General features: G+C 51.1%; 20 protein-coding genes. 5 read left to right on the forward strand and 15 right to left on the reverse strand.

Annotation, left to right across the window (positions count from 1 at the left end):
* Positions 1–418: 418 nt before the first annotated feature.
* Positions 419–1384, reverse strand: coding sequence for an SDR family NAD(P)-dependent oxidoreductase (locus HYD27_RS20125; RefSeq protein ID WP_219218125.1), 966 nt, complete (start codon positions 1382–1384; stop codon positions 419–421).
* Between the two features lie 194 nt (positions 1385–1578).
* On the opposite strand from HYD27_RS20125, the gene HYD27_RS20130 reads away from it, so the two are divergent.
* Positions 1579–2766: an AraC family transcriptional regulator gene (locus HYD27_RS20130; RefSeq protein ID WP_219218127.1), complete on the forward strand. Its 1188-nt coding sequence runs from the start codon at positions 1579–1581 to the stop codon at positions 2764–2766.
* A 481-nt stretch (positions 2767–3247) separates the two neighbouring features.
* Here HYD27_RS20130 and gtfA read toward each other — a convergent pair whose 3' ends face one another.
* The 12 genes from gtfA to HYD27_RS20190 all read right to left on the reverse strand — a co-directional run bounded on the left by gtfA (position 3248) and on the right by HYD27_RS20190 (position 17957).
* Positions 3248–4717 (reverse strand): sucrose phosphorylase, encoded by a 1470-nt coding sequence (gene gtfA / locus HYD27_RS20135; RefSeq protein ID WP_219218129.1) that lies wholly within the window; start codon positions 4715–4717, stop codon positions 3248–3250.
* Positions 4718–4730: 13 nt separating this feature from the next.
* The gene (locus tag HYD27_RS20140) at positions 4731–5687 is read right to left on the reverse strand and encodes a carbohydrate kinase family protein (protein WP_219218131.1); all 957 of its coding nucleotides are present in this window, start codon (positions 5685–5687) and stop codon (positions 4731–4733) included.
* A 37-nt stretch (positions 5688–5724) separates the two neighbouring features.
* A complete protein-coding gene (locus tag HYD27_RS20145) occupies positions 5725–6573 on the reverse strand; it encodes an AraC family transcriptional regulator (protein WP_219218132.1) in 849 nt (282 codons plus the stop codon).
* Between the two features lie 118 nt (positions 6574–6691).
* The gene (locus HYD27_RS20150; protein WP_219218134.1) at positions 6692–7819 is read right to left on the reverse strand and encodes a sialidase family protein; all 1128 of its coding nucleotides are present in this window, start codon (positions 7817–7819) and stop codon (positions 6692–6694) included.
* A gap of 64 nt (positions 7820–7883) precedes the next feature.
* Positions 7884–8756 carry a carbohydrate ABC transporter permease gene (locus tag HYD27_RS20155; RefSeq protein WP_219218135.1) on the reverse strand — a complete coding sequence of 291 codons (873 nt, stop codon included), beginning with the start codon at positions 8754–8756 and terminating at the stop codon, positions 7884–7886.
* A 15-nt stretch (positions 8757–8771) separates the two neighbouring features.
* A complete protein-coding gene (locus tag HYD27_RS20160; protein ID WP_219218136.1) occupies positions 8772–9728 on the reverse strand; it encodes an ABC transporter permease in 957 nt (318 codons plus the stop codon).
* Between the two features lie 89 nt (positions 9729–9817).
* Positions 9818–11389: a type 2 periplasmic-binding domain-containing protein gene (locus tag HYD27_RS20165; protein WP_219218137.1), complete on the reverse strand. Its 1572-nt coding sequence runs from the start codon at positions 11387–11389 to the stop codon at positions 9818–9820.
* A gap of 185 nt (positions 11390–11574) precedes the next feature.
* Entirely contained in the window at positions 11575–12465 is an 891-nt protein-coding gene (dapA, locus tag HYD27_RS20170) for a 4-hydroxy-tetrahydrodipicolinate synthase (RefSeq protein WP_219218138.1), read from the reverse strand.
* 67 nt (positions 12466–12532) lie between these two features.
* Positions 12533–13537, reverse strand: a complete 1005-nt coding sequence (pdxA, locus tag HYD27_RS20175) for a 4-hydroxythreonine-4-phosphate dehydrogenase PdxA (protein ID WP_219218225.1) — start codon at positions 13535–13537, stop codon at positions 12533–12535.
* The gene (locus HYD27_RS20180) at positions 13537–14895 is read right to left on the reverse strand and encodes a four-carbon acid sugar kinase family protein (protein WP_219218139.1); all 1359 of its coding nucleotides are present in this window, start codon (positions 14893–14895) and stop codon (positions 13537–13539) included. Before HYD27_RS20180 ends, pdxA begins: the two co-directional genes overlap by 1 nt.
* Positions 14896–14967: 72 nt before the next feature.
* The gene (locus tag HYD27_RS20185; protein WP_219218140.1) at positions 14968–16719 is read right to left on the reverse strand and encodes a sigma-54-dependent transcriptional regulator; all 1752 of its coding nucleotides are present in this window, start codon (positions 16717–16719) and stop codon (positions 14968–14970) included.
* A gap of 80 nt (positions 16720–16799) precedes the next feature.
* Positions 16800–17957: an iron-containing alcohol dehydrogenase gene (locus HYD27_RS20190; RefSeq protein ID WP_219218141.1), complete on the reverse strand. Its 1158-nt coding sequence runs from the start codon at positions 17955–17957 to the stop codon at positions 16800–16802.
* Positions 17958–18456: 499 nt separating this feature from the next.
* Between HYD27_RS20190 and HYD27_RS20195 the strand changes: the two genes are divergently transcribed.
* Both HYD27_RS20195 and HYD27_RS20200 read left to right on the forward strand, forming a co-directional pair.
* The gene (locus HYD27_RS20195; protein ID WP_219218142.1) at positions 18457–19953 is read left to right on the forward strand and encodes an ice-binding family protein; all 1497 of its coding nucleotides are present in this window, start codon (positions 18457–18459) and stop codon (positions 19951–19953) included.
* Positions 19946–20638, forward strand: coding sequence for a class D sortase (locus tag HYD27_RS20200; protein WP_309242100.1), 693 nt, complete (start codon positions 19946–19948; stop codon positions 20636–20638). Before HYD27_RS20195 ends, HYD27_RS20200 begins: the two co-directional genes overlap by 8 nt.
* An 86-nt stretch (positions 20639–20724) precedes the next feature.
* Here HYD27_RS20200 and HYD27_RS20205 read toward each other — a convergent pair whose 3' ends face one another.
* On the reverse strand, positions 20725–20979 hold the full coding sequence (locus tag HYD27_RS20205) for a hypothetical protein (RefSeq protein WP_309242101.1): 255 nt from the start codon (positions 20977–20979) through the stop codon (positions 20725–20727).
* Between the two features lie 9 nt (positions 20980–20988).
* Positions 20989–21189: a TetR/AcrR family transcriptional regulator gene (locus HYD27_RS20210; RefSeq protein WP_219218145.1), complete on the reverse strand. Its 201-nt coding sequence runs from the start codon at positions 21187–21189 to the stop codon at positions 20989–20991.
* 351 nt (positions 21190–21540) lie between these two features.
* Here HYD27_RS20210 and HYD27_RS20215 point away from each other — a divergent pair, with 351 nt between their 5' ends.
* Together HYD27_RS20215 and HYD27_RS20220 are read left to right on the forward strand one after the other, a co-directional pair.
* Positions 21541–23019, forward strand: coding sequence for a M81 family metallopeptidase (locus HYD27_RS20215; RefSeq protein ID WP_219218147.1), 1479 nt, complete (start codon positions 21541–21543; stop codon positions 23017–23019).
* A 278-nt stretch (positions 23020–23297) separates the two neighbouring features.
* A complete protein-coding gene (locus tag HYD27_RS20220; RefSeq protein WP_219218152.1) occupies positions 23298–24254 on the forward strand; it encodes a LysR family transcriptional regulator in 957 nt (318 codons plus the stop codon).
* Positions 24255–24256: the final 2 nt, after the last annotated feature.

Below are 24256 nucleotides of genomic sequence, written 5' to 3' on the forward strand. Positions count from 1 at the left end.
AAGTCGCGGTGACCGTACCATAAGTAGGGGCAAATTTTGTTATGCTGTAGAATAATGATGACCTTGACAGGGACTTTTGCCGATTAGACAGCAAAAGTCCCTGTCCGCCGCTTCATGAGGCCGACCAGAGGTTCCTGCCGTTAAAGGTGCTGGGAGGGGAAGTAGGAGTTATTCGGAAAAGCACCTGCACAACGTTCCAAAGTATGTACGGTTGATATTTTTCATATATGATACAAATCTATAATGGAGCCGCAAATTCTATACCGGGTCCAAGCGGCAACCCGAGCATTTTTGGACCTGGCAGCCCGAGTGAGATAGAGTAGTTACTCAAGAAAGAGCTGTTTTAGGAGAATATTTGTGGAAACGGCCATCATCCTGTGAAAATCAGAATGATGGCCGTTTCTGCTTTATCTGCCGCTTAAAACTGTTCGCCGACGAGCTCCTCACTCTTTGTCCAAAGCAGCTTGGCGCGTTCGGGATCGACTGCATAAGACATTACGGCATTCCGGAGCCCAGGCGCATCATCGATGGGCACAACTTGGCAATCTTGACAATAGTGACCGCCCATTTCCGTTCCATCGGCGACGACTGCTGCCCATACGGATGTTGCAGCAACTTGGGGAATCGTCTTGAACTCGAACGGAGGCAGATTTGCATCTGCATTTTCGCCCTCGATTCTGTTCTTGAGCGCCAAGAGGTCCTCTTGCGATAAATATTGGGCGAGACCAGTATTGGCCACGCCAGGCATAAGGGAACATGCCCGTATGCCCCTTTTGCGATGCCTCCGGTCGAATTCGACGGCAAACAATACAACTGCCGTTTTTGCTCCCCCGTAGCTGATCCACGGATCATACGGTCTGATTTCAAAATTGGGGTCTTCCAGATCAATATCTGCCCAGCGGTGGCCATTGGAAGAAACGGTCACAAGCCGGCCGCCGTCACGGAGCAGAGAGGCGATACGGTTAACCAGAACAAAGTGGCCAAGGTAGTTGGTGCCAAACTGGGTTTCAAAGCCGTCTTTAGTTCTTCCAAAAGGGGTCGCCATTACACCCGCATTGGCAATAATAGCGTCAAAAGTGCGGCCATCGGATATGAGCTGGTCGGCTGCCGCACGTACGCTTTCCAGGTCTGCCAGATCGAGCGCGATAACCTCGAAGCTGCCGCCACTCTTCTGGGCTGCCGCGCGCACTTCACCCGTTGCGTCGTCCGCCTTTTTCAGATTGCGTGCGGTACCCACTACCTCCGCTCCATGGGCTACCAGTGCCCGAGCGGTCTCAATTCCCATGCCGGATGACACTCCAGTCACAAGATAACGTTTATTTTTAAGATCAATGCCTGCAAGAACATCTTCCGTTGTCGACTTCGCATTAAAATGTACAGTCATGGTATCCTCTCCTGTTATCAAATTGGGTTCTCAGTAGATGCATCTACAGTTTGCTTTATCTTCAATACCTATTGTAGACATGATATAATTCAATTTATTGCATTTATGTTTCTTTAATTATATATTAGTGACATGATATTATTGTTGCATTGCGCTTTATGGCTTTAGCAGATTTACATTAAGGAGGCATACGTATGCTTGATTTTACAAAGTACTGCGAATATTTATATCAAACCTTCTATATTCCCGTCTATCTGTATGAACACAATAATCTAAAGGTTTGTTACCCTGAACAGAATACGGATACTTTGCCGCCCCTATCTTATTTGTCGCAATTATGGGACACGCCGAATTCGGTGTCTTATACCATGACTCCGTTTCATTCCTATTATGGATGCATAAAAATTGAACAATACGATTATTCGCTTGTCATAGGTCCGATTAACGATATTCCTTATACGGCAGAATCGATACAAGATATATGCAAAGAATTTTCGGCCGATTTTTCACAAATGGAGGAATTTTCTTCATTCTTTTACAACATTCCCACGCAAAACTTGGATGTTTTTATGAACTCCTTGATTTTCATTAATTTCACCTTGAATAATGTACAGTGTACGACAAGGGACATTTCCGCTTGTACGAAGGGTAGAATTAAGCAGTCTATTCATCAGCAATATTCCACAGACGCCTATCTAAATAAAGAGGAAGAGCTTTTGAATAATAATCACGCCATGGAAACGGAGATGTTTCACTATGTTGAAACCGGAAATATGGATGGACTGGGAGTATTGACGGATAGAGTGAAAAAAGCTGGGATATGCATCAATGAGAGTGACAATCTGCGGCAGGTACGAAATAAATTCATCGCCAAAATCGCCCTGATTTCGCGTGCTGCAATTAAAGGGGGGCTTGCTCCCAGCATCTCATATCAGCTATACGATGTTTACCTGGAACATGTCGAACGTATAACCGATATTCCTTCCATTTCGTATTTGTTTGGCCAAGTGCTGCGGGATTATACCCATCGCGTCAAAAATTCTATTTCGTTCCCCAAACTGGATAATATTTTATATCAGGCCATTCAATTCATCGAGGAAAATACAAACAAGAAAATAGCCGTTGCAGATGTAGCTAATCATATAGGCTATAACCGTTCTCATCTATCGCGGAAATTCTCGAAAGAGCTGGGACGCAATCTGAGCGATTTTATTAAAGAGCGGAAGCTGGAGGAGGGCAAAGATCTGCTTGCTTTCTCCGATAAAAGCATCAGTGAAATCAGCGCCTATCTGTGCTTCTCCAGCCAAAGCCATTTCCAAAAAGCATTTAAAGAGCAATTTAACATTACACCGCATGTTTTCAGAAAATCGGTATTGGTATGAGGAGACTGGACTTTTTAATACAGCATACCAAAGGAGATCATAAAGAATAGTTCTAAAATTAGCAGTTATTCCCTGCATTTATTTTCCCGTTTGTGTAGGCACTGTTTCCTAAAGTGAATCGATGAGGGCAATCTAACATACTATTATCGCTTGAGCCATTATTTGGCGCTGTATCAGAAGAGGGCGGGAAGAATGGAGGAACACTGGAGCAGATACTTCAAGCCTTGAAACCGGCTTATGGGTTGGGGAATGACAGTCATTTTACAAGAAGTCTAGCGCTCTTCGATGTTGTGCGATTGGGCAACGGTGGAGCAGGTGAGAGAGGTTCAGTCGTTGATTAAGGAACGGTAACCGCTGGGGGGCTCCGTTTCTTTTTTCTGATGGCTTCTCATGCCCGGGAAAATGCGGCAGCCATGGACGAGAAAATAAATTCCTGGGCTGCCGCTGTTTGTGTGGAACTATTGCTTCCTGCTGTAAGCAGCTACACCTCGAACTGAACAATCTTCCCTTCGGCCTCCACATAATCAATGACCGTCCGGTTAATGCTCAGATCAATATGCAGTGTGCAGCGCAGAGCACCCCGGGTCCACTCCAGCCGGATCTCATTACTTGCCGATTCCAGTACGCGGAAATCGCCGTTAAAGGCGCCGTATTCGTTGCGGAACCGGATCAGCGCAAGAAGACGCTGGACTGCGCTTTTGCCAAGCGCCTGTTCAATCTCGTCTATACTGAAGTTATGACGGTTAATCTCCCGCCCTTCTCCTGAACGGCGAACCCCTTCCTCATCGTTCTCTCCGGCCAGAAGTCCGACGTAATACACCTGCGGGATGCCAGGAGCGAAGAACTGGATGGCACGGGCCGCGAGATAAGCGTCATCATCGCTGTTCAGCACGGAATAGTAGGAGCAGCGGATCTGGTGTACATCGAACCCGTCCTCGGCCTTGTGCCCGTCGGAGACGATAAGGCTCAGATTGGCGCCGCGTTCAAGACAAGTATCGACCAGCCCCCGTGCTTCCTTCGTGTCGATCAATCCGTCGAGATCGGGCTTGACGGGAATGCCGTCATGGCAGTCCAGCATCGTGAACTGCTTCGCAGGACGCGTGGTCAGGTATTCCTTCAGCGCTTCCGCATTTTTATTGACGAGAGTATCGAGAATGCGGTAAGGCAGAATGAAATCATAAATCCAGAAACCGTGCTCCGCCAGTTTATATTGAATGCTGCAGTGGGAATGAACCTCCGGCAGCAGCTCGATTTCCAGCGAATCGGCCAGCTCCCTGATCCAGTCCAGAAAGCCGTAAATCTCAGGCTCCACGAAGAAGCAGCTTGTGCCAAGCTTTTTGATGATGTAGCCTACGGCATCCAGCCGCACAATCTTGACTTTGTTGTTCCGGAAGTTCTCAAAGATACCGGTCAGCAGACGTTTTACCTTTTCCGAATGAATGTCGAGGTCAATCTGTTCCGAAGGATCGGTTTTGCCGAAGGTCGTCCACACCTTCTCCACTTCTCCCGTCTCTTCAATAGTGAATGTGGAATACGGCAAGGGGCGGCGAAGGAACATCTTGTCGATATCGGCTTGAACGGGCTGACCGTCTGCCCAGATTTTGTCGAGTGTCAGGAACCAATCCGCGTAGGGCGAGCTTCTTCCCTGCCTCAGGAAATCCTGGAAATACTCCGACTGCCGGGAAATATGATTGACCATCACATCCAGCAGCACATCATGTTTCGCCCCGATCGTCCTGATGTCTTCCCAGGAACCGAATGCAGGCTCAATCTCGAAATACGTAAGCGGAGCGAATCCCCGGTCTCCCGAGGAGGGGAATGGAGGGAGGATATGAATGCCGCCCTTGAAAATATCCGAAAAATGCTCATCCAGCACACGGTTTAACGTTTGCAGGCTCCCGCCCAGCGAGTCGGGATACGTAATCAGCTGTACTTGATTGTGAATTGCCATTACTCTCGCCCTCCTAGATTTGGTACTTCGTCTTGAATGTCTCAAGTGCCGGCAGCTCTACGACTGCCCCTGTATATTGCAGCTTGTACGCGCTGACTGCCAGTCCGAACTCCAGCGCTTTGCGAACCGGATACCCCTTGACGAGTGCCGTATAAAAGCCGGACCAGAAGGCATCCCCTGCCCCCGTCGTATCTGTCACCTGCGCAGCCAGAGTATCGAACTTCACTGTTTCCTGCCCGTTTGAGGCGAGCGCGCCGTCCTTGCCCAAAGTCAGAATGACCAGCTTCACGCCCAGGTCCAGAAATTTCTGCATCTGATTCTCCGGGCTGTCTTGCCCGAACAGCCGCTCGGCATCGTCTTCCGACGGCTTGGCGATATCGACAAGGGGAAGGATGGATTTGATATACTTAACCCCGTCCTCCCCTTTCTCCCATAGCGCCGGATGGTAGTTGGGATCAAAGCAGACGAGAATCCCGTTCTGGCGGGCGTCCCGGATCACTTGCTCCACCGCGGATTTTACCGGCTGCCTGGACAAAGGCCAGCAAGAGAAATGGACGATCTTCGTCCGGAGCAGGGCTGTGCGCAATTCCTCTGTGTAGGTGAGCCGGTAATCGGCTCCCCGGTAGAAGATCGGAACCGGCGTGGACTTGCTCTTGGTCACGACCACCAGGCTGGTTGCTTCGTCCACATGCTGTACGCAGCTTGTATCCATCCCGGCTCTTCTCAAATGCTCCACCAGAAATTGCCCAAGCCCGTCCGTCCCCACCGCAGATGCCACAAGCGGGCGGATGCCCAGCCGCTTCGTATTCATGGCGATATTGGCCGGCGAGCCTCCGAAATACCGGTGGTACGTGCCGTTCTCAAAGGAATCGCCGTAATCCCCCGATATCAGGTCAACCAGCAGTTCCCCGACAGTTAAAAGATCCAGGTCTTTCTCTTCAAATTCCATGCTATTTTCAAAATCAAACATGGGTATTCCTCCCATTCATATATAGATACGGCTTGGCTCAGTGCTCCTGGTTGTGTTTCTTGAAGGACATGGGAGAGGTTCCCGTTACATTTTTAAACAGCTTGGAGAAGTAGAGGGAATCCGTTATGCCGACGGAAGCCGAAATCTCCTGAATGTTGAGGTCTGTCTTCTGCAGCAGCACTTTGGCGTTCTGGATACGGATTTTGCTGATATATTCCGGGATGGACATCCCGGTAATCCGCTTGAAGTAACGGGAAAGGTAGGAACGGCTGTAGTTGACGTGCTTGCACAGCAGATCAACATCAAGATGCATGTAATAATTTTGCTCGATAAAAAGAACGGCCTGCTGCACCACGCTTTCGGAGCCTGTCCGCATGCCGGCCTCGCCGTAATGTTTGGCTCCCTGTTCAACCAGGTGGAAAATATGCAGCAGATAGCTGATGCACAGCAGCTGTCCGTCCCTCGCTTCCGGGAGCTCCTGGATCAGCAGCAGTATTTTATTAATGATGGTATGCGTCGTAATTCCCGCCAGGCAGCAGTGATTACTATCCAGCCCCATCAGGCTCAGATAGTAGGGAGCATGCTTGCCGTTGAAGGTGACCCACATGATTTCCCACGGGTCCTCGGGGTCGGCATAGTAAAAATGCTTCTCCCTGGCAATCAGGATAAACATATCCCCCTGGTTCAGCATTTTGTTGACATGATCGCCCTGGGTTAAATAACCTTTGCCGCTGAGGACAAAAACCATTTTATAGTCCTCAAGGACGCGCGGGCCTACGACATGGTCTTTGCCGCACTTCCGGTGGCCAGCCCAGGTAATGTAAGCGGACTGATCCATTTGTGTTTTTGTCGGTGAGTGAAAATGCTGTACGATATGATCTTCCATTTCTGTTTCACCCCAAAAGATTTGCCGTAAATTACGTTCTCTCACTGTGCCGCATGTTTTTTCTTTGTCAGTTGATCAAAAAAAGCCCCAAAAGGGGCTCAGCCCGGCAGCGGCCCGGTTATTCGGCGCCGGTTACCCACTGCTCCGTGAAGGAGATAAACTTCATCGTGCGGCGGTTGCCGAAGGAATAAGCAGCCTGCAGACTTCCGTCCGCAGCCTGCATAATGCATGGATACTCGTAGCGGCGGTTGCGGATTAAGTTTTTGTGGCCGCTGAAGCCTTCACCTGTCTCCACATGGCGGCGGTACGGCCACGTTCTGCCCTCGTCCTCTGAAATGGCTACAGTCACCGGGCAGCGTTCAAACGGCCAGACGGTAATATCCGGCTTGTCGTTGAAGCGCAAATCATTGTAGATGATGGCGAGCTTGCCGCTCGCAAGCTTGATGGCGGAAATGCTGGAATTGTTGTTCGGCAGCTCGGTGCGCACCGGTTCGGTCCAGTTCTCTCCGTTGTCGTCCGATTTCGCAAAATAAATATTGTCCGCTGCGCGGCTGCGGAAGAGCCCGATCAGCTTCCCGGGCGCCGTCTCGATCACGTTGCAGTGTACACGGCCGCGGCTGCCGGGAACTTCGACGCTGCGCCACGTGGCGCCTTCATCGTCGGAGATGTTCATGACCGTAATGTCGCTGCCGTTGCGGGTTTCGTCATTGAAGCAGATCCAATTCTCAAAGATCCATCTTCCACTGGAGAGAATCTGGATTTTCTGGCGGCAGAACGAGCCTTCACGCGGAAACATCATCTCTGCCACTCCCCAGGTTAACCCGTTGTCCCTGGAAACCTTGCGGTAAATCTTAGAGGTGTACTGCAGGTTGAACTCCGGCGGCTCGTCGGCCGTACGGGCCCGCTGGGCAGTGTACATGACCCACAGCTCGCCGTTCGGATGAAGAAACAAGGACGGATTTTGCTCACTGAAGCCGTTGTCGTCGGAAATTCTCACAGCGGGAGTCCAGGCGTCCGAACCGGCGTTCAGACGGGACATCACGATGCTGACATCCGAGTTGCCTTCATCCGAACCGGCAAACCAGACGCAGAGCAAATCGCCGCCCGGCAGCTCCTGCAGGTCGCAGGCATGGCTTGTTTCGAAATCGCAGGGCAGCAGGGATTCCACCAGTCCGAGGCGGCGGTTGAAATACAGCTTTCCGTCTTCCGTAAGGTCGTTTAATTCAATCATAGGATTATTTAGCATAATGCGCTCCTTATTCGAGAAAATTGTGAAATTGGCCGATTGGCTCCACGAAGGCAAGACGGGCTTACTTCACGGAACCGATCAGGATACCCTTTTTGAAGTACTTCTGCACAAACGGATAGATCAGCACGATCGGCACCATCGCTACGAAGATAGCGGCAGCCTTCAGGTTGCCGGGATTCAGCATAATGCCGTCCTGGATAATCGTGCGGAAAGCCGTATTGGAATCGCCCGAACTGATGACAAGTCTTTTCAGCATGACCTGAATCGTCTGCAGGTTGGGATTTTGCAGATAAATGAGCGGCATCAGATACTGGTTCCAGATAAACACGGCGTAGAAAACGCCGATTGTGGCCAGAATCGGTTTGGAAATGGGGAGAAAGACGCGGCTCATAATCTGGAAATCGTTGGCGCCGTCGATTTTGGATGCTTCCTCAAGCTCAGCCGGCAGGCCGTCCAGGAATGTTTTGGTAATAATCAGAAACTGCACATTGATCGCATTGGGAATGATCATCACCAGCCAATTGTCCACAAAGCCAAGCTTGTTCAGGACGATATAGGCCGGAATAATTCCCGCTTCGAATACCCAGGTGAACACGAACAGGCTCATGATCAGAAAGCGGCCTTTAATCTGCTTCCGGGACAACACGTAGGACGTCATATACGTCAGCAGAAGCGCAACAACCGTGCCGACCGCCGTATAGATGCCCGAATTCAGCAGCCCCCGGAAAATGCCGAGGCTCGAATTCGTCAAAATATATTGATAGGCTTCAAAGTTAGGGTTCTTCGGAAAGAACACAACGTCCCCTGAGGCGATGCTTCTTCCGTCACTGATGGAAAGAAAGAATATATACAGGAAAGGATACGTGCAGACAAGAGCGATCATTAGCAGAAAAATATTGTTGCAGATGTCGAACAGACTGATCTTCGTTCTCATCATCCTTCTCCTTTCTCAGAATAGCCGCGTATCGGAATATTTAGTGGACAGCTTGTTGGTACCGACAACCAGAACGTAGGCGACAACGGATTTCAGCAGATTGACTGCCGTGCCGTAGCTGTATTCCGGGAATCCCGTGCTTGCGAAAGCCAGGCGGTATACATAAGTCTGAATGACGTCGGCCGTTTGGTAGACGCTTTGATTGTACATGAGCAAAATCCGGTCCAGATCGACCGTGAAAATGTTGCCGACGCTGATAATCAGCATGATGGCAATTGTCGGCTTAAGGGAGGGCAGAGTGATGTGAAGCATTTGCTGAAACCGGCTGGCACCGTCCAGCGAGGCCGATTCATAGACGGATGGATCAATAGCAGCCATTGCGGCAATATACACGATTGCCGAATAGCCGAAGGTCTGCCATACCTGAAGCAGCACATAGTTGCTGCGGAACCATCCCGGTTCAGCCATGAAATAGATCTTATCCAGGCCAAAGCGGACCAGAATGTCGTTAACAAGGCCGGTCGAAGGCGAGAGCAGCGTATACAGAATGCTGACCATGACGGCCGAAGAAATGAAATATGGCAAAAAGCTCAGCGATTGCACGCTTCCTTTGATCCAGCGGACCCGTACCTCATTCAGCAGCAAGGCGAACAGAATCGGAATGGGAAACGTGAATAGAAGGGAATAGAAGGCGAGAATAAGCGTGTTTTTGACAAGGGTCCATATATACGGGTCCTCAAAGATACGTTGAAAATGTTCCAGACCGACAAAGGGACTGCCCAGCACCCCGCGAAAGGCGCTGAAATCTTGAAAAGCGATAATCATGCCGCCCAGCGGAGCCAGCTTGAACAAGACCAGGCTGATCAAACCGGGCAAAAGCATGAGCAGCAGCAGCTTGTTCGTATTCATATAGGCGAGAAAACGGCGCATCATCGTTTTTTGGGGAAGAGGCGTCATTCTTTCACTTGTCATCACTTTCTCCACCACCCATTTGATCTGTATTTGTACCCTGTATTTAGGAGCCGCGCCGTCCCTTGGGGGGATGGCGCGGCTGGTGCTGTTTATTTATACATTGCGTCGTAAGCTTCCTGCTGGAGGGCTACAATCTTCTTGTACCCCGCCGTTTCCATTTCGCCGAGGAAGGCATCCCATTCACTCATTGGGCGTTTGCCGTTGACGAATTCCGTCACGCCAGCAGTAACCGCTTCATTGACCTTGGCAGAAAGGTCAGCCAATTGTTTGGCCTGATCCGCTGTGTAGGTCACCTGTACGCCGGTTTTCAAATTTTCGTCTGTGAACAGCTCAAGTGCGGCATTGCGTACAAGCTCGGTGTTCCAGGAGTAGAACGCGTCGTTGTCAATCGGCTTGACGAAGGTGAGACGGTCGTTGAGGAAAGACCAGCGCGGCTCTCCGGCAGGAGTTGCTTCCTGTTCCGAGAAGTCCAGGATATACTGTTTATTTCCGCCCTCTTCTTTATAGCTTTCCCCTTCAACGCCCCATGATACAAGCGTTTGGCCTTCGTCGGAATAGAGGTAATCCAGGAATTTGATAATCGTTTCCGCTTTGTCTTTACTGTCTGCGTTAATAACCATCGCTCTCAAGGTGTTGTACTGGGTTTCAGTTGTCTGCACGGAAGGATTGCCGTTCAGGTCTTTCAGATACGGAAGAATGGCAATATCATAGTCCGGGTCGTTGTCCGGTCCTCCGTTATCCATGAACCACGAGGGACGGGTCAGGTAGTCATAGCTGATGGAGCCTTGTCCGGTCAGCATTTTCGACTCCCAGCTTTCCTCCGTGCCTGAGCCTGCTACCCATTCCGGATCGATCAAGCCTTCGGCATAGAGTGTTTTGTACCACTCCACCATTTTCTTGTATCCGTCGGAATACAGGTCAGTGCCTGTTTTGCCGTTGCCATAAATACCTTTGGATACGCCGTCATCGTAGTTCGCGGCTGCATTGAATGCGCTCTGGAAGCGGATATAGCCTTCACGGCCGACCATCGGATAGTAGTTCTTATCATCCTTGCCGTAATACGCTTTCAATTTGCGCATAGCATCGGTCAGCTCGTCAATCGTCTGCGGCGCCTTGGTAATGCCGGCCTTCTCAAAATGATCGGCGCGATAGAAGATGAAGTCTGCAAAAAGCGGAGCCTCGGCAACCAGTCCAAAAATCTGTCCGTCTTTATTGCTAATCAGCGTTTTATAATTAGGGTTCTTCTCGATATAACTCTTGATATTGGGTCCGAACTCATCAATGTAGGGAGCCAGATCGACAAACGCGCCTTGGGCGCCGTATACGGTAGCCTGCGAAACGGACACGATGCCTGAATCAGGGAAGGTGCGGCTAATAATTTTCTGGTCAACGGAAGCGTAGTACTCATCGTCGTTGGATCCGCCGGGAACAAATTCGACTGTCGTGCCGGTGGCCTCTTCCACGTACGGATACCACTTGTCCTCCTGCAGCCAGTTAATAAATTTATCATGCATCAAATAAGAAAAGCTGCTGCTTCCTTCCGCATTCCCGTTTCCGCTGTTAACAGTGTTCGTTTTGGCATTTTGTGAGCAGCCGGACAGTACGGACCCAGCTGTCAGCAGAGCGGCGAAGACCAGATAAAACGCTTTCTTTTTTCTCATTATTTATTCCCCCTCATAGCTTAATTTGAAATACTAGGAGTGTCTTTATGATTAGTATCTCACGATCCAAGAATAATATTAATGCAAAATTAACTATAACTCATGGAAAATTGCGCACAAAATCTTTTTTGTGCTACTCATTTTAAAAATAAGTTGCAATTTGCAATAGAATGGGCAAAATTTTTTTACAGCAAGCCTCTCTCCGTGTAATTGGCCACCATACGGCGCACTTCCTCCAGTGCCTGAGGTGTCAACGGAGCCACAGGCCGCCGGGCCGGACCTGCCGGCAAGCCGATTTCGTTCAGCACAGCTTTCAGCACGGAAGGCAGGGTGCCAAGCGCGAAGGCTGTCCGCAAATCACGGAGGACGCGTTGTGCCTGCTCTGCCTGCTCAAATTCACCGCAGCGCCAATGCTCATAAATCGCCACCACTGTGGACGGAAAAATATTGGCCGTTGCTGCAATGGCCCCCGTGCCTCCAGCCATGAGCGTGGACAAGATGAGCGAATCCGTTCCGGCAAGCACGGAGAAGGATTCCGGTGTGCGGTCGATCAGTTGCAAAATGTTATCGAAGCTGCCGCTGCTGTCCTTGATGCCAACCACATTCGGCAATTCCGCCAGCTTGGCCACTGTCTGCACGCTTAGCGTGTTGCCTGTACGGACCGGAATCGTGTACAGCACAATGGGCAGCGATGTATCTCCCGCTACGGCTTCAAAGTGGTATTGCAGCTCCGGCTGCGTATAGGTCAGAAAATAGGGCGTAATCACGGAAAGTGCATCCGCTCCAGCCTGCTCCAGTCTTTGCGCAAGGCGGCGGGTCTCGCCCGTTCCCGGACAGCCTGCCCCGGCATACACGGGCACGCGGCCGCTCGCCTCATCGATGACGATCTGCGCTACTGCCAGCTTTTCTTCAAAAGAAAGATTAAAGAATTCGCCGTTGGTTCCCAGGCAAAAAAGTCCGTGCACTCCGGCGTCTATATAACGGTTGACCATCTCCCGCAGCGCCTTCTCGTCGATTTCCTCCCGCTGATCCAGCGGAGTGACCATCGCAGGTATAATTCCCTTCACTTCCAGCATTGTCCCCAGCCCTTTCCTGTTATTTCATGTATCGCGAACTCCAGGAGCAATCAGCCCCGCGGTACGCTTAAACTGCCTGCTGCGGGGCCAGCTCTACAGCGGAGCGGATCGCCTCCAGCATGCTTCTTTCATCCGCAATGCCCTTTCCGGCAATATCAAAAGCCGTCCCGTGATCAACGGAGGTACGGATGATGCCGCCCTTCAGGCCAACGGTAATATTGACGCCGTCCTCAATGCCCAGCACCTTGATCGGCGTATGCCCCTGGTCGTGGTAGCAGGCGACGACGATATCAAAGTCTCCCCGCATGGCCCTGTAAAAAAGGGTGTCCGCCGGAGCCGGACCATATACATCCATCCCTTCCGCCCGCGCTTTCTCTACGGCCGGAAGCAGCTTCTCTTCTTCCTCTCCGTTTCCGAACAAGCCGTTCTCCCCGGCATGGGGATTGATGCCGCACAGGGCGATGCGCGGATTCTCATTTCCCGCTGCCCGCAGCACCTGATCCGCGAGCTTCAGCACCTTGTACGTCCGCTCCGGCGTAATCATCTCCACTGCCTTGATTAGCCCGACATGGGTTGTCAGGTGAATAACCTTGAGGCGGCCGGTGGACAGCATCATCGAGAAATCTTCCGTTTCCGTCAGCTTGGCCAAAATTTCGGTATGTCCGGGATAGAGATGACCTCCCTTGTGCAGCGCTTCCTTATTCAGCGGCGCGGTACAGATTGCCTGGACTTCACCGGCCTTAGCCAGCTCAACGGCCTTGGCAATATAATGGAACGCCGCATTTCCCGCCGCGGCGGACAATTGCCCGAAAGGCACAGCGTCCGGCAGAAGATCCAGGTTAATGCAATCAATGGTGCCTTGCCGGAAAAGCGCCTCCGCAACTCCCGATACCGGGTGGATTTCCGTTTCATCCCGGCCGGAGACGGCGGCGGCCCGCTTCAGTATTCCGGCATCACCGATGACAACCGGCCGGCACACCTCGTAAACATCAGGGTGCGATAACGCCTTCACAATAACCTCAGGCCCGATACCGGCCGCGTCCCCCATAGTAATGGCAATAATTGGTTTCATCATATCACACCTTTCTGCAGAGCCTTCACGGAGCGGACCAGTACCTGATCGCTGCCGAAAGCCCCCGCTTTCGTAATAATATATCTGCCGGATTCGCCCGGCGTCCGCCCGAGCGGGACTCCATTCTCCACCTCATCTATGAGCATGATCTCCACATCGCTTAAATGGCGGCAGACCTGCTTCGCGGTATCGCCTCCGGTCAGCACCATATGGCGGATTCCGCATTCGGCGATAATATCAGCAGCCACCCGGCCAAGCGCCGCGCTTATGCGCTCGCCCACTTCCGTAGCACTCAGGCCGCCGGCGCGCCCAAGCTCGCGGGCCTGTTCGACCTCATCCGGATTGCCGGACGTATAGAGCGCCACATGCTTCCCCTCCCGGGAGATGATGCCGATTGCAAGCTCACGGACCCGGTTCAATTCCATACCGCATGAGCTTGGGAAGAGAAGCTTATCCGATTCAACGGCGATAGCAGAGACACTGTCCTCTTTCACCAGTTCGGTTAGCTGGCGGCGCGACCACGGGTTGACGCTGCCGACGACAATAAGTACGGAATTCGGATCGCAATACGCGACATTTTTGCAGGATGCCTGTTTCTCGCCTGACTTATTCAGTTCAACACCCTCTTGCTTCGAGGCTTCTCTGAGGCTGCGGAGAATTTGCGCCGTCAGGGCGCCAGCCAAGCCCGCTGACCCGGCCCATACAACTTTCGGACGCCCCGGTCCTCCGGGAAATAAAGAAGCGATCAAGTCCAGATCCTCTTCCCGTTCCGCGTCGAATACAAGATAGGGAATGCCTGCCTGACGGTACCCGGCAATCAGTTCATCAAGCGCAGCCCGCTCTCCTCTCAGCCGTTCGAGCGAAATAAGGGCTGCAGGATAACGGCTTTGCCGCTCAAGAATGGCAGAGAAGGCCGACTCCGTTGCCGGATGCTTGGGATCACAGGCCATCTCCGTCTCGTGCAGCGGCATCCCGTTCACATACACAATTCCGTCCGTCAGCGTGCGCCCGACCCTTGGAAAAGAAGGGGCGATGACGATAAAATCAGGCTGCAGCGTCTCATAGACGGCGTCCAGCTCACTGCCGATATTTCCGCGCAGCGTGGAATCAAATTTTTTGTAGATGACAGGAGAGGAAGCTTCTCCGCCGCGCCCCAGAAACAGACATACATCCCTGACTTTCTGATAAGCCTCCAGGGGAGGAAGAGAGCGGCTGTCGGTATCAAACACAACGGCCTCCTGTTTTCCGCCGCCCGTCTTCAGCTCAAGCAGTACAGAAGTGGCCAAGCCCTGACGGGCCATTTGCACCCCCGTATCGTTCGCTCCGGTCAAGTCATCCGCGATGACGGCGATGTTCATTTCTAAACCCCCTCCATACAAACAGCAATCACATCAATACGGCAGAACGCTGCTCCAGAAGCAGCCGCCATGTCAGTCTTCTTTTAATTTGCGCCACAGAGTCGTGCGGTTGATGCCAAGCCGCTTGGCGGCCAGCGACTGGTTCATATCCTCCTGCTCCAGCACGGTCCGGATGATATCCCGCTCAATGTCCTCCAGCGGCTGACGCAGGTTCAGTCCTTCCCTGCCGGACACCGGGGCTAATCCGCTGCGGGCTTTCCGGCTTCCTTCCTCCAGCATCGCCAGCGCTTCCCGTTCAATGAACGGCCCCGCGGCCGCCGATACAAAGAGCTCCATTACCGTGCGCAGTTCGGTAAAATTACCTTGCCACGGATGCGCGAGCAGTGTCTCCATCACTTCCCCCCGGATACCGGCAATCTGCTTGCCCAGCCGTTCGTTCGTCCAGATCAGGCAGGCGCGGATGCTGCGCTCCAGCCATGGCGTATCCCGCAGGGCCGGAAGCGAGGTTCTCCGGTTCTGAAAGCTGCGCAGCAGCTTTCCGGCCAGCCGTTCCTCTACAGCGAGCACCTCCGGGTCCCTGTCAAACAGGAACACCGTCTTCATCTTGCGCTTGATAATGAATTCAGCCAGCTCTCTCTGTTGCTTGGCAGACAGCATTTCCGCCCCTTCTATGGCGGTGACGCGCCCGCCGCCGTACAGCATCAGCTCCATCATGGCCTTCAGCACCTCTTCCGGCGATCTGCGGATATTGAGGTACAGGATGCCGTCCCTTGATTCGGAGAGGGCGGCGTTGATGACGTAACGCTTGCGCCCGCTGCCTTTTTCGCCGTATACGGCTGCGGGATAAACCTGAAATTCCGTCTCCAGCCCGCCTTCTTCCTGATAGGAGAAAAAAGGGGCATCCGCCAGAAGGTAGCTGGCCGCAAGACCGCTGTGCTCCGGCTCTTCCTCCGATGCGAGCAGCATATACAGCCGGCGTTCATCCGCGGCAGGCAGCAATTGCGCCCGCAGGTACAAACCCTGCTCAGGCTCATAAACGGCTGTCGCGCGGTCAAAATCTGCCCCCCGGCTGACATCCCTGAGCATTTCGCGCAGACCGGGGTACATGGTATACAGCGTATCTGCCGTTTCAGGAAGCCTCAGCAGATGCTTGAACGAGGGGTTGGCGAACTCCAGCTTGCCGCCTTGGTCCGCTGCCGCATATCCACCCTGCAGCTTGCCCAGCATCGCCTCGTACATTTCATTTTTTATCTTCAGCTTCTCGGCCGATTTATAGAGCTGCCCGGCCCGCGAGAACGCTTCCATTAAAGATTCTTTGCCAGAGGTGATTAACACGCCCTGCAGACCGCTCTCTGCCGCCATTTTGACCGTGATGCTGTCGCCAATGACAACCTGGATGCCTCTCGCCTTGGCGTTTGCAAGGGCAGCCCCGACTTCCTGCTCCTGATGGATAACCGTGTATGAAATATCGACCTCCATCAAGCTGGACACGGACATAAAGCCTTCGATGATATTGGGAAATCCGATCATTTCACATTTGGCGTTGTATCCTTTTACCAGTGTCAGGATCCGCAATATGTCGAATCCGGAAACGGGAATTTCTACAACCGGCAGGTAGGAATGCTTTTGCAGCAGCTTTGCCGTCCCGCCTCTGCTGATAATGACATCGTAGCCTTCCGTGTGAATGCGGCCGATCAGCGGCAGCACCCTCGACAGATCTCCGTGCTCCACTACAATTTCAAACTCCTGCAGCTCATTTTGCAAGCTTAGCGTTAATTCGGATAACCCCGGGTAAGGAGCAATGACGATTGTTTTAATTTTCATGCAACTATTCATCCTTGTTTTTTAATGCCATTATAACCCGGCCGTTGCCCTTTAGGCAGTATTAAACAGTTCCCCGGTCCTTAGTGAAACAGCTTGCCGTATACCGCCCCGATATCCTCCAGCGTCATTGCCTTCGGATTGTTGCCCATCAGCCGGGTAACCTGCGAAGCCGCAAGCGAAAGCTCGGGAATATCCTCGCGCGCAGCTCCGAAGAGCGCCAAATCCTGCGGAATGCCCATCTCCTGCGTCCACAGCCGGATCTGCTCAATCACCTGTTCTGCATCGCGCTGTTTTCCCGCTCCCGTCTGAAGTCCCATCGCTCCGGCAACGAGGGCCAGCCGTTCCACAATAGCATCAAAATTAAACTCCATCACATGCGGCAAAAGCATGGAGTTGGCAACTCCGTGCGGTACATGAAATTTCCCGCCGATCGGATAAGCCAAAGCATGCACAGCCGCCGTTCCGGCGCAGGTAAGTGCCATTCCGCCGTACATGGAACCGATCAGCATATCCTCCCGCGCTTTTCTGTCGTCTCCGTGGTGATAGGCCTGCAGTATGCTTGCAGAAATGTTGCGGATGGATTCAAGCGCGAACATGTCGCTGAACCGGTTAGCCTTATTGGAAATAAACGATTCCAGCGAGTGGGTATAGGCATCCATTCCCGTCGAGGCTGTAATATCACGAGGCAAACCAAGCGTCAGCAACGGGTCCAAAATGACAAGCGCGGGCAGCAGGTAGCGGCTGACAACGCCGATCTTCAGCTCTTCCTCCGGCAAAGTCACAATGGCGTTCGGCGTCACTTCCGAGCCTGTGCCCGAGGTGGTGGGGATCAGAACCGTCGGAATGCCCGGATTCGGAATCAGATCAGTCCCAAGCATTTCCCGGACAGAGAGGCTGTTGGTTTTCATGACAGACAGCAGCTTTACAACATCCAGCACACTGCCTCCGCCGATACCGATAATCGCATCGCAAGGAATTTCGGCTATTGCGCTATAGAGCTCTTCCAATTGGGCGATGGTCGGTTCAGGCTGAACATCGGTATTCCAGTGCACGGCGATACCGCCGCTCTTCAAGAGATTTGTAACTTTGTCCAGCGTGCCGCTGCTTTGAAGAAAGGGCTGGGATACAAGCAGCACCGATTCTAAAGACCCGAGCCTTTGCAGATGCTCCACAATCCGCTCTAAAGAGCCGCAGCCCGCGATAATGCTGCGAGCCGTTTGAAAGAAATACTGTTCCATCTTATCTTCCCCTCTGGACGTCTTGATACATCAATTATCGCATTAAGTATAGCATAGTGTTGCTATATTACAACGTTTAATTAGGTTTTGTTGAGGATAAACATGATAATGTTGCTTTATGCAACGTTTATTATATAGAAACCGGACTGCCAAGGGCAATTGCAGGCCGGCTTCATGAGGACTGCATTCTCTTGACGAGGCATCCAGGCCAAGGCGGAATGGTGCTTGCCGGGGGCTCTCTTGGCGATAGAGGATAAACTTCGTAATGAGGTGTTGAAACATACCGCACAGATAACGTACCCTCAAAAAATAAAAAATATTCTTATAGCCTGGACACCTTCGGGTGTGTGAAGGCTTTTTTGCAGTAAATGAGAGGTGCAGCAGGGAGTGATATACCGTATGTGTGATGAGAATAAAGATTTGCTTTGCTTATTCAACCTGAGTACTGTAGAATTAATAAGTGTAGACTGGAAAAAAATGGTAAGATGGGGGTGTGCGTATGAATCTAAAATATCTAAGACTAACTATCTTTTTGCTGGTATTCACATTATTATCTTCAAAGATTTTAATGCCGGTTTCAGCTGCGGCAATAGAAATGAATTTGGGTTCGGCGAGCACTTTTGGACTTCTCGCAAAGACGATGACAACAGTTGAAACTTCCGTTTCCGGAGATACGGGAGCTATTACACAGACAGTAATTCCGCATATTACGAATGGGGACAATTATTTAGATGACAGTGTTTATCACGCCGCAGATATTGATTTGGGAAAGGCCATTATTTACGCAAATTCGCAGGTTCCTACTGTTAACGGAACGGCTGGAGCGGATCTGGGGGGAGAAATCCTGTTGCCGGGTGTATATAATTATCCGGGTGCAGTTAATATTAGTGCCGATGTAACACTTAGCGGTGATGATATTTTTATCTTCCAAATTGCAGGAACATTGGACACAACAGCCGGTACGAAGATTTTATTAACAAACGGGGCACAGGCCTGCAATATTTATTGGGTAGCAAGCGGGGCCGCGACACTCGCGGCTAATACGGAGTTCAATGGTAATTTAATGAGTCAATCTTCAGCAACGACTGTTGGTATTAATACAATTATAAACGGTAGAATTCTGTCACAAGATGCAGTTACATTCACTGGCCCAGGCCCGTCGGTCATTACTGTTCCAACTTGTGTACAGGAACCGGCGGTAGAACCGCCAGTACAACCGCCAGTAGAAACTGAAACCCCAACTGAAGCGCCCGTACCGGCCACGGCAACGCCCGTAGCTGCCACGGCAACGCCAATACCAGCAACGGCAACGCCCGTAGCTGTTACGGCAACGCCAATACCGGCAACGGCAACGCCCGTAGCTGTTACGGCAACGCCAATACCGGCAACGGCAACGCCCGTAGCTGTTACGGCAACGCCAATACCAGCAGCGGCAACGCCCGTAGCTGTTACGGCAACGCCCGTACCGGCCACGGCAACGCCAGTAGCTGCCACGGCAACGCCAGTAGCTGCCACGGCAACGCCAATACCAGCAACGGCAACGCCCGTACCCACAGCAACACCTTTCAATACGCCTGCTGCTACATCTCCTGCTGGATTGCCTGCAGAGCCTATATTAATTGGTGAGACGGAATTGGTTAAAGTAGTTTTGCTTCCGAACGGAGATATATTAATTGACGCAAAGCTTCCTGATAATGAAGAAGAAACAGGAGTGTGGAATTTCGATCTGGGGGGAAAGATATACACGGTAGAAGGAAATGAAAGTGTCAAATATACGGTTGTTAAAGCACCGGTAGGAACTTATAATATCCTGGTGAAATTCACTTCCCAAAATGGAGCGGCGTTTAGTTTTGATGCGGTTCCTGTAAATGTCCCTACAGTCACCGGAGGTCAGCTTCCGACTACTGCGACGCCCTGGTACAACTTGCTTCTTGCCGGATCTGTATTAACAATAACTGGAGGAGTAGTATTATGGAGGAGAAAGCTTCGTGAATAATCGGGATCCTAAGCCTAAAGTAAAAGCTGGAAAACGGATTTACATTATCTCCCTGGGATCGTTGATTCTGGGGGTCTTTTTTATCTGTTGGGCCTTGATTCATATTCAGGCGCAGGCTGTTCCCGCTGTTTATAATGGGGATAATGACTTACCCCCAATTCAGGTTGATCAGCAAAAGGGAGTAAAGGGCAGCACCGTCGTTCCCGTAGAAGCAGGCGGTTCCATCAGCACACCGCAGCATGATGATATCCTTTACCCCATAAGGCCGTTGGAAGGCGATGTTATCGGAAAGCTGTCAATTCCGGCATTGCAGCAAATATTGCCTATCATCCATGGGACAGACGAGGATGAGCTGGAACAAGGAATTGGACACTTTTCCCAAAGTGTGCTGCCGGGAGAGAATAACAATTCGGTTCTATCCGGACATCGTGACACCGTGTTTGCCAAATTAGGGGAGCTGGAAATAGGAAATAAGCTTGTCGTTGAGACATCGGCCGGTACTTTCACCTATAAAATAAGCGCTATACGAATTGTTCATAAAGACGATAAAACGATTATTGTTCCTACAGACCACGCTGTCCTAACCGTAATTACCTGCTATCCCTTTCGCTTTATCGGTGCGGCTCCCGACCGTTATATTCTCATAGCAGACCTGATCGACAAAGTCCGCTCCCCCCAAACATGAAGATCTTCCAACCTATCCTTTGACATCCCGGTGCCAGAGGATTTTTTTTGAAGCTGTAATGAATTATCGATTGCTGAGCTTCAGGTTCAACTGAGGGACCGGTCTGCCTTGGTCATCAACGCAACTGTCCGGGCAATGGATTCTCTCAGAACGTCCGGGTCCTTCGCGGCTTCCGGATCATGCGAAGGGCCGAAAGGATTCTTCTCCGTCCAGGCGGTGGCGAGCGTCATGATGGACGTATGTATCACACCCCGTTCAAGGCGGTTAACAGTCTTGTGTTCGAGATTGGACCACATCAGCAGCCGCATTAAATGGGGATGCGCCATGGCGAAATCAAACACCCTGACCGCTTAGCCCGGAAGGTCGTCAGGAGTGAAGGGAATGGCATCGAACGCGCGGTCAAGATATTTTTGCAGCACCGTGGTCAAGAGCGTCTCTTTATTTTCAAAATAAACATAGATCAAGTTTTTATTGAACCCCGCAGTTTTGGCGGTGCGCTCGACCCGCGTGCCGGCAATGCCGAAGCTGCCGAGGCATTCCTGGCAGTCCAAAGGAGCCTGTTGAGGGTGGGCAGTTAAGGAGCTTATCCAGGGGTTGTAATATGGCAACGATATTAAAAATGATCCGGCAATAATACTCAAAGGGCGGAAGGGGTTCGCGGACAGCGAACACTCTTCCGCCCTTCGTGCGTTGAACAGGACAATGCGTCAAACGATAGATGATTGCCTATGCCTCTGTCACGGGGGCGGGTGGGATAAGCCAGGATTATAGCTTACATAACGGAGCGGTATTTGTTCCTGAAAGGATTGAAGTGTTAAATTCTTATTACAAGGAAGGTTTCTTGACAAGAGATGTACCGCCGATCCTTCATCGTTAAAAAAAGTACCCCAGAGGAGGACATCATGAAAGTATTAATCGCTTCTTTCACAGCAGAATCAAATTCGTGGAATCCGTTCCATGAGAAGTTGGAGCAGTTTGACATCGGCTACGATGAGAAGGTGCTGGACTACATGTTTTGCCGGGATGTATTTGAACGCAACGACATTGAGGCTATCCCGACCATTTACGCCAACGGCGGAGCGGCGGGATACATTGAGAAGGAAGCCTTCATGTTCATTGCCGACAAAATAATCGGGACTGTCAGAGAACGAAAAGATGAGCTTGACGGCATCCTGATGTTCCTGCACGGCGCCAGCCATGTCGTTGATCTGGAAGAAGATGCCGGGGAATTGTACATTCTCGAAAGAATCCGCGAGATTGTGGGCTATGATTTGCCGGTAGCGATTACGATGGACCCTCACGGCAATGTCACAGAACGTTACACCGAATTGGCGAATATTATCCGCTGTTACCGTCAGTCTCCGCATTGGGACAGAGAAGAGTGTCATCATGATGTGGCCGAGTTGTTCGTGAAGCTGCTCAAGAATTACAGAAAGATCAAACCGGAATATGTGCGGGTGCCCATTCTGGTCGGCGGTCAGCGCAGTGTGTCGGCGGATGAGCCGATGTGCTGGATCAACGAGCTTCTGGACAAGACAGAAGAGCTTGAGGGCATCATGAGCGCATCTTATCATATCGGATACAGCCATGCGGACAGCGCGCTCTGCGGCGCAGGCGTAATCGTTGTTCCGGAAAGCTCCGAATACCAGGAACTGGCGGCACAGAAGGCGCAGGAGATTTACGGATTTGTCATGGCCAACAAAGAGGTATTCCACTTCACGGGCTATGCGCTTGAACCGGAGGAAGCCATCGACGAGGCTATTGCTACAGAGAAATGGCCGGTCTTCATGACAGATGCGGGGGACAATGCAACCGGCGGAGCCTACGCCTACAATACCCTGCTGCTCAGAATGTTCATGCAAAGAGAGAATCTGAACAACAAAAAGGTTCTGTTCGCCACGATCCACGACCCAAAGGCCTGCGAAACGCTGATGAAGCACAAAATAGGAGAGCAGGTTAGCTTTTCGCTCGGCACGGGAATCGATAACGAATCGCAGCCGGTACGTATCGAGGGTGAAATCGTGACCGCAGGGGACTTGTTTACCTATTATGCCTTCCCTCACAAAATTGGAGACGCCGTGACCGTCAAGCTGGACGGGAGAGAAATTTATGTTACGGTAGCCAACCATCTCACCGCCTTCCGCGAAATTCAGCAATTCGAGAGAGCAGGACTGAACTACAAGGACTATGACATTATTATCGTGAAGCAAGGCTATTTATACACGGAGGAGCTGGAACTGGCCGGGAGGGACATCATGGCGCTGACTCCGGGAATTACCTTTCAGAATGTAGAGGATCTTGAGTTCAAAAACCTGATTCGTCCCATGTATCCTCATGACAAGGAGGCGTTCGAGACCTCCCGTCCGTTGACGGTTAATTGATTTGGCCATAAATTGCAATGCTGGAATTGCCGAACGGTCTTCGCACCGCATTTGCAATTGTCCAAGCAGAATGCAGCAGCAGGTGTGTTAAAGAAACGCTCTGGCATCCTTTTGGAAATGTTATATGTTCTCAGAGCTTCAAGCCGATATGCTCAAATTCCCTTGCTTCCTCTGTGTTTCCCAGTGATTACACTCTTTAAAAAACTGATATGTTAGTATAAAGTAGGTTTTGTAACACGAGGTGAAACGGAACTCCAATGGGAATGGATGTGGATGGTATGAATGATCACAATATACATTTATATCGCATTTTTAACGAGGTGGCCAGGGTAGGAAACATAACACATGCGGCTAAAAATCTTTACATTAGCCAGCCTGCTGTCAGCAGTGCCATTACCAATCTGGAGAACAGTCTCGGTGTGAGGCTGTTTATCCGCAAGAGCAGGGGCGTCCAATTGACGGAAAAGGGCGAGCTGTTCTACAAACGGGTGAAATCGGCCTTTGATATTTTGGAGCAGGGCGAATTTGAAATCAAGCAGACCGAGCGGCCGGAGATCGGCAGGCTCAGCATCGGGCTCAGCACAACCATGTGTCATTTTGTGGTGCAGCCTTTTTTAAAAAAATTTATTGAAGATCATCCTTATATTGATATTACGCTTGTAAATCAGTCTTCCTACCAGACCTTTAAAATGCTGGAGGAGATAGGACTGGATATCGGTGTAACGACCGAGCCGATTAAGAAGGATACGCTGGAGTATTATCCTTTTATGCAATACGAGTATATTTTTGTGGCGACGCCGGCCTATATTAAGAACCTCAAGCTGCGCGAGGCTACCGACATTTATGAATGCTTTGACCGCGGAACGCTGATGCTGCTGCACAAGATGCATCCGATCCGCAAGAGGGTTGACCAGTATTTTTACGACAACGGATTCACGATTGGGCATACGCTGGAAGTGTCCAACATGGATTTGCTTATTCAATTTTCCAACATGGGTATGGGCATCGGCTATGTCATTCGGAATTTTGTGCAGGAAGAGCTGGAGCGGGGGCAGTTGCTTGAGCTGGTGCTGGAAATCCCGCAGATTGACCGGACGTTCGGGCTGACCTGCAACAAAACCTCGCAACGGACAAAGGAAATGCAGGTATTCATTGATGATTTCAAGAGGACGTTTAAAAAAATTCAGCATCCCAAATACAATTATTCGCTGCTGAAGAAAATAAACACGATGTAAGG

Source organism: Paenibacillus sp. S150 (assembly GCF_019352175.1).
Taxonomy (GTDB): Bacteria; Bacillota; Bacilli; order Paenibacillales; family Paenibacillaceae; genus Paenibacillus_AQ.

Excerpts from the sequence above, each read along its gene's own strand:
- HYD27_RS20125 (WP_219218125.1), bottom strand. The coding sequence starts at position 1,384 with ATGACTGTACATTTTAATGCGAAGTCGACAACGGAAGATGTTCTTGCA.
- HYD27_RS20130 (WP_219218127.1), top strand. The coding sequence starts at position 1,579 with ATGCTTGATTTTACAAAGTACTGCGAATATTTATATCAAACCTTCTAT.
- gtfA (WP_219218129.1), bottom strand. The coding sequence starts at position 4,717 with ATGGCAATTCACAATCAAGTACAGCTGATTACGTATCCCGACTCGCTG.
- HYD27_RS20140 (WP_219218131.1), bottom strand. The coding sequence starts at position 5,687 with ATGTTTGATTTTGAAAATAGCATGGAATTTGAAGAGAAAGACCTGGAT.
- HYD27_RS20145 (WP_219218132.1), bottom strand. The coding sequence starts at position 6,573 with ATGGAAGATCATATCGTACAGCATTTTCACTCACCGACAAAAACACAA.
- HYD27_RS20150 (WP_219218134.1), bottom strand. The coding sequence starts at position 7,819 with ATGCTAAATAATCCTATGATTGAATTAAACGACCTTACGGAAGACGGA.
- HYD27_RS20155 (WP_219218135.1), bottom strand. The coding sequence starts at position 8,756 with ATGAGAACGAAGATCAGTCTGTTCGACATCTGCAACAATATTTTTCTG.
- HYD27_RS20160 (WP_219218136.1), bottom strand. The coding sequence starts at position 9,728 with ATGACAAGTGAAAGAATGACGCCTCTTCCCCAAAAAACGATGATGCGC.
- HYD27_RS20165 (WP_219218137.1), bottom strand. The coding sequence starts at position 11,389 with ATGAGAAAAAAGAAAGCGTTTTATCTGGTCTTCGCCGCTCTGCTGACA.
- dapA (WP_219218138.1), bottom strand. The coding sequence starts at position 12,465 with ATGCTGGAAGTGAAGGGAATTATACCTGCGATGGTCACTCCGCTGGAT.
- pdxA (WP_219218225.1), bottom strand. The coding sequence starts at position 13,537 with ATGAAACCAATTATTGCCATTACTATGGGGGACGCGGCCGGTATCGGG.
- HYD27_RS20180 (WP_219218139.1), bottom strand. The coding sequence starts at position 14,895 with ATGAACATCGCCGTCATCGCGGATGACTTGACCGGAGCGAACGATACG.
- HYD27_RS20185 (WP_219218140.1), bottom strand. The coding sequence starts at position 16,719 with ATGAAAATTAAAACAATCGTCATTGCTCCTTACCCGGGGTTATCCGAA.
- HYD27_RS20190 (WP_219218141.1), bottom strand. The coding sequence starts at position 17,957 with ATGGAACAGTATTTCTTTCAAACGGCTCGCAGCATTATCGCGGGCTGC.
- HYD27_RS20195 (WP_219218142.1), top strand. The coding sequence starts at position 18,457 with ATGAATCTAAAATATCTAAGACTAACTATCTTTTTGCTGGTATTCACA.
- HYD27_RS20215 (WP_219218147.1), top strand. The coding sequence starts at position 21,541 with ATGAAAGTATTAATCGCTTCTTTCACAGCAGAATCAAATTCGTGGAAT.
- HYD27_RS20220 (WP_219218152.1), top strand. The coding sequence starts at position 23,298 with ATGAATGATCACAATATACATTTATATCGCATTTTTAACGAGGTGGCC.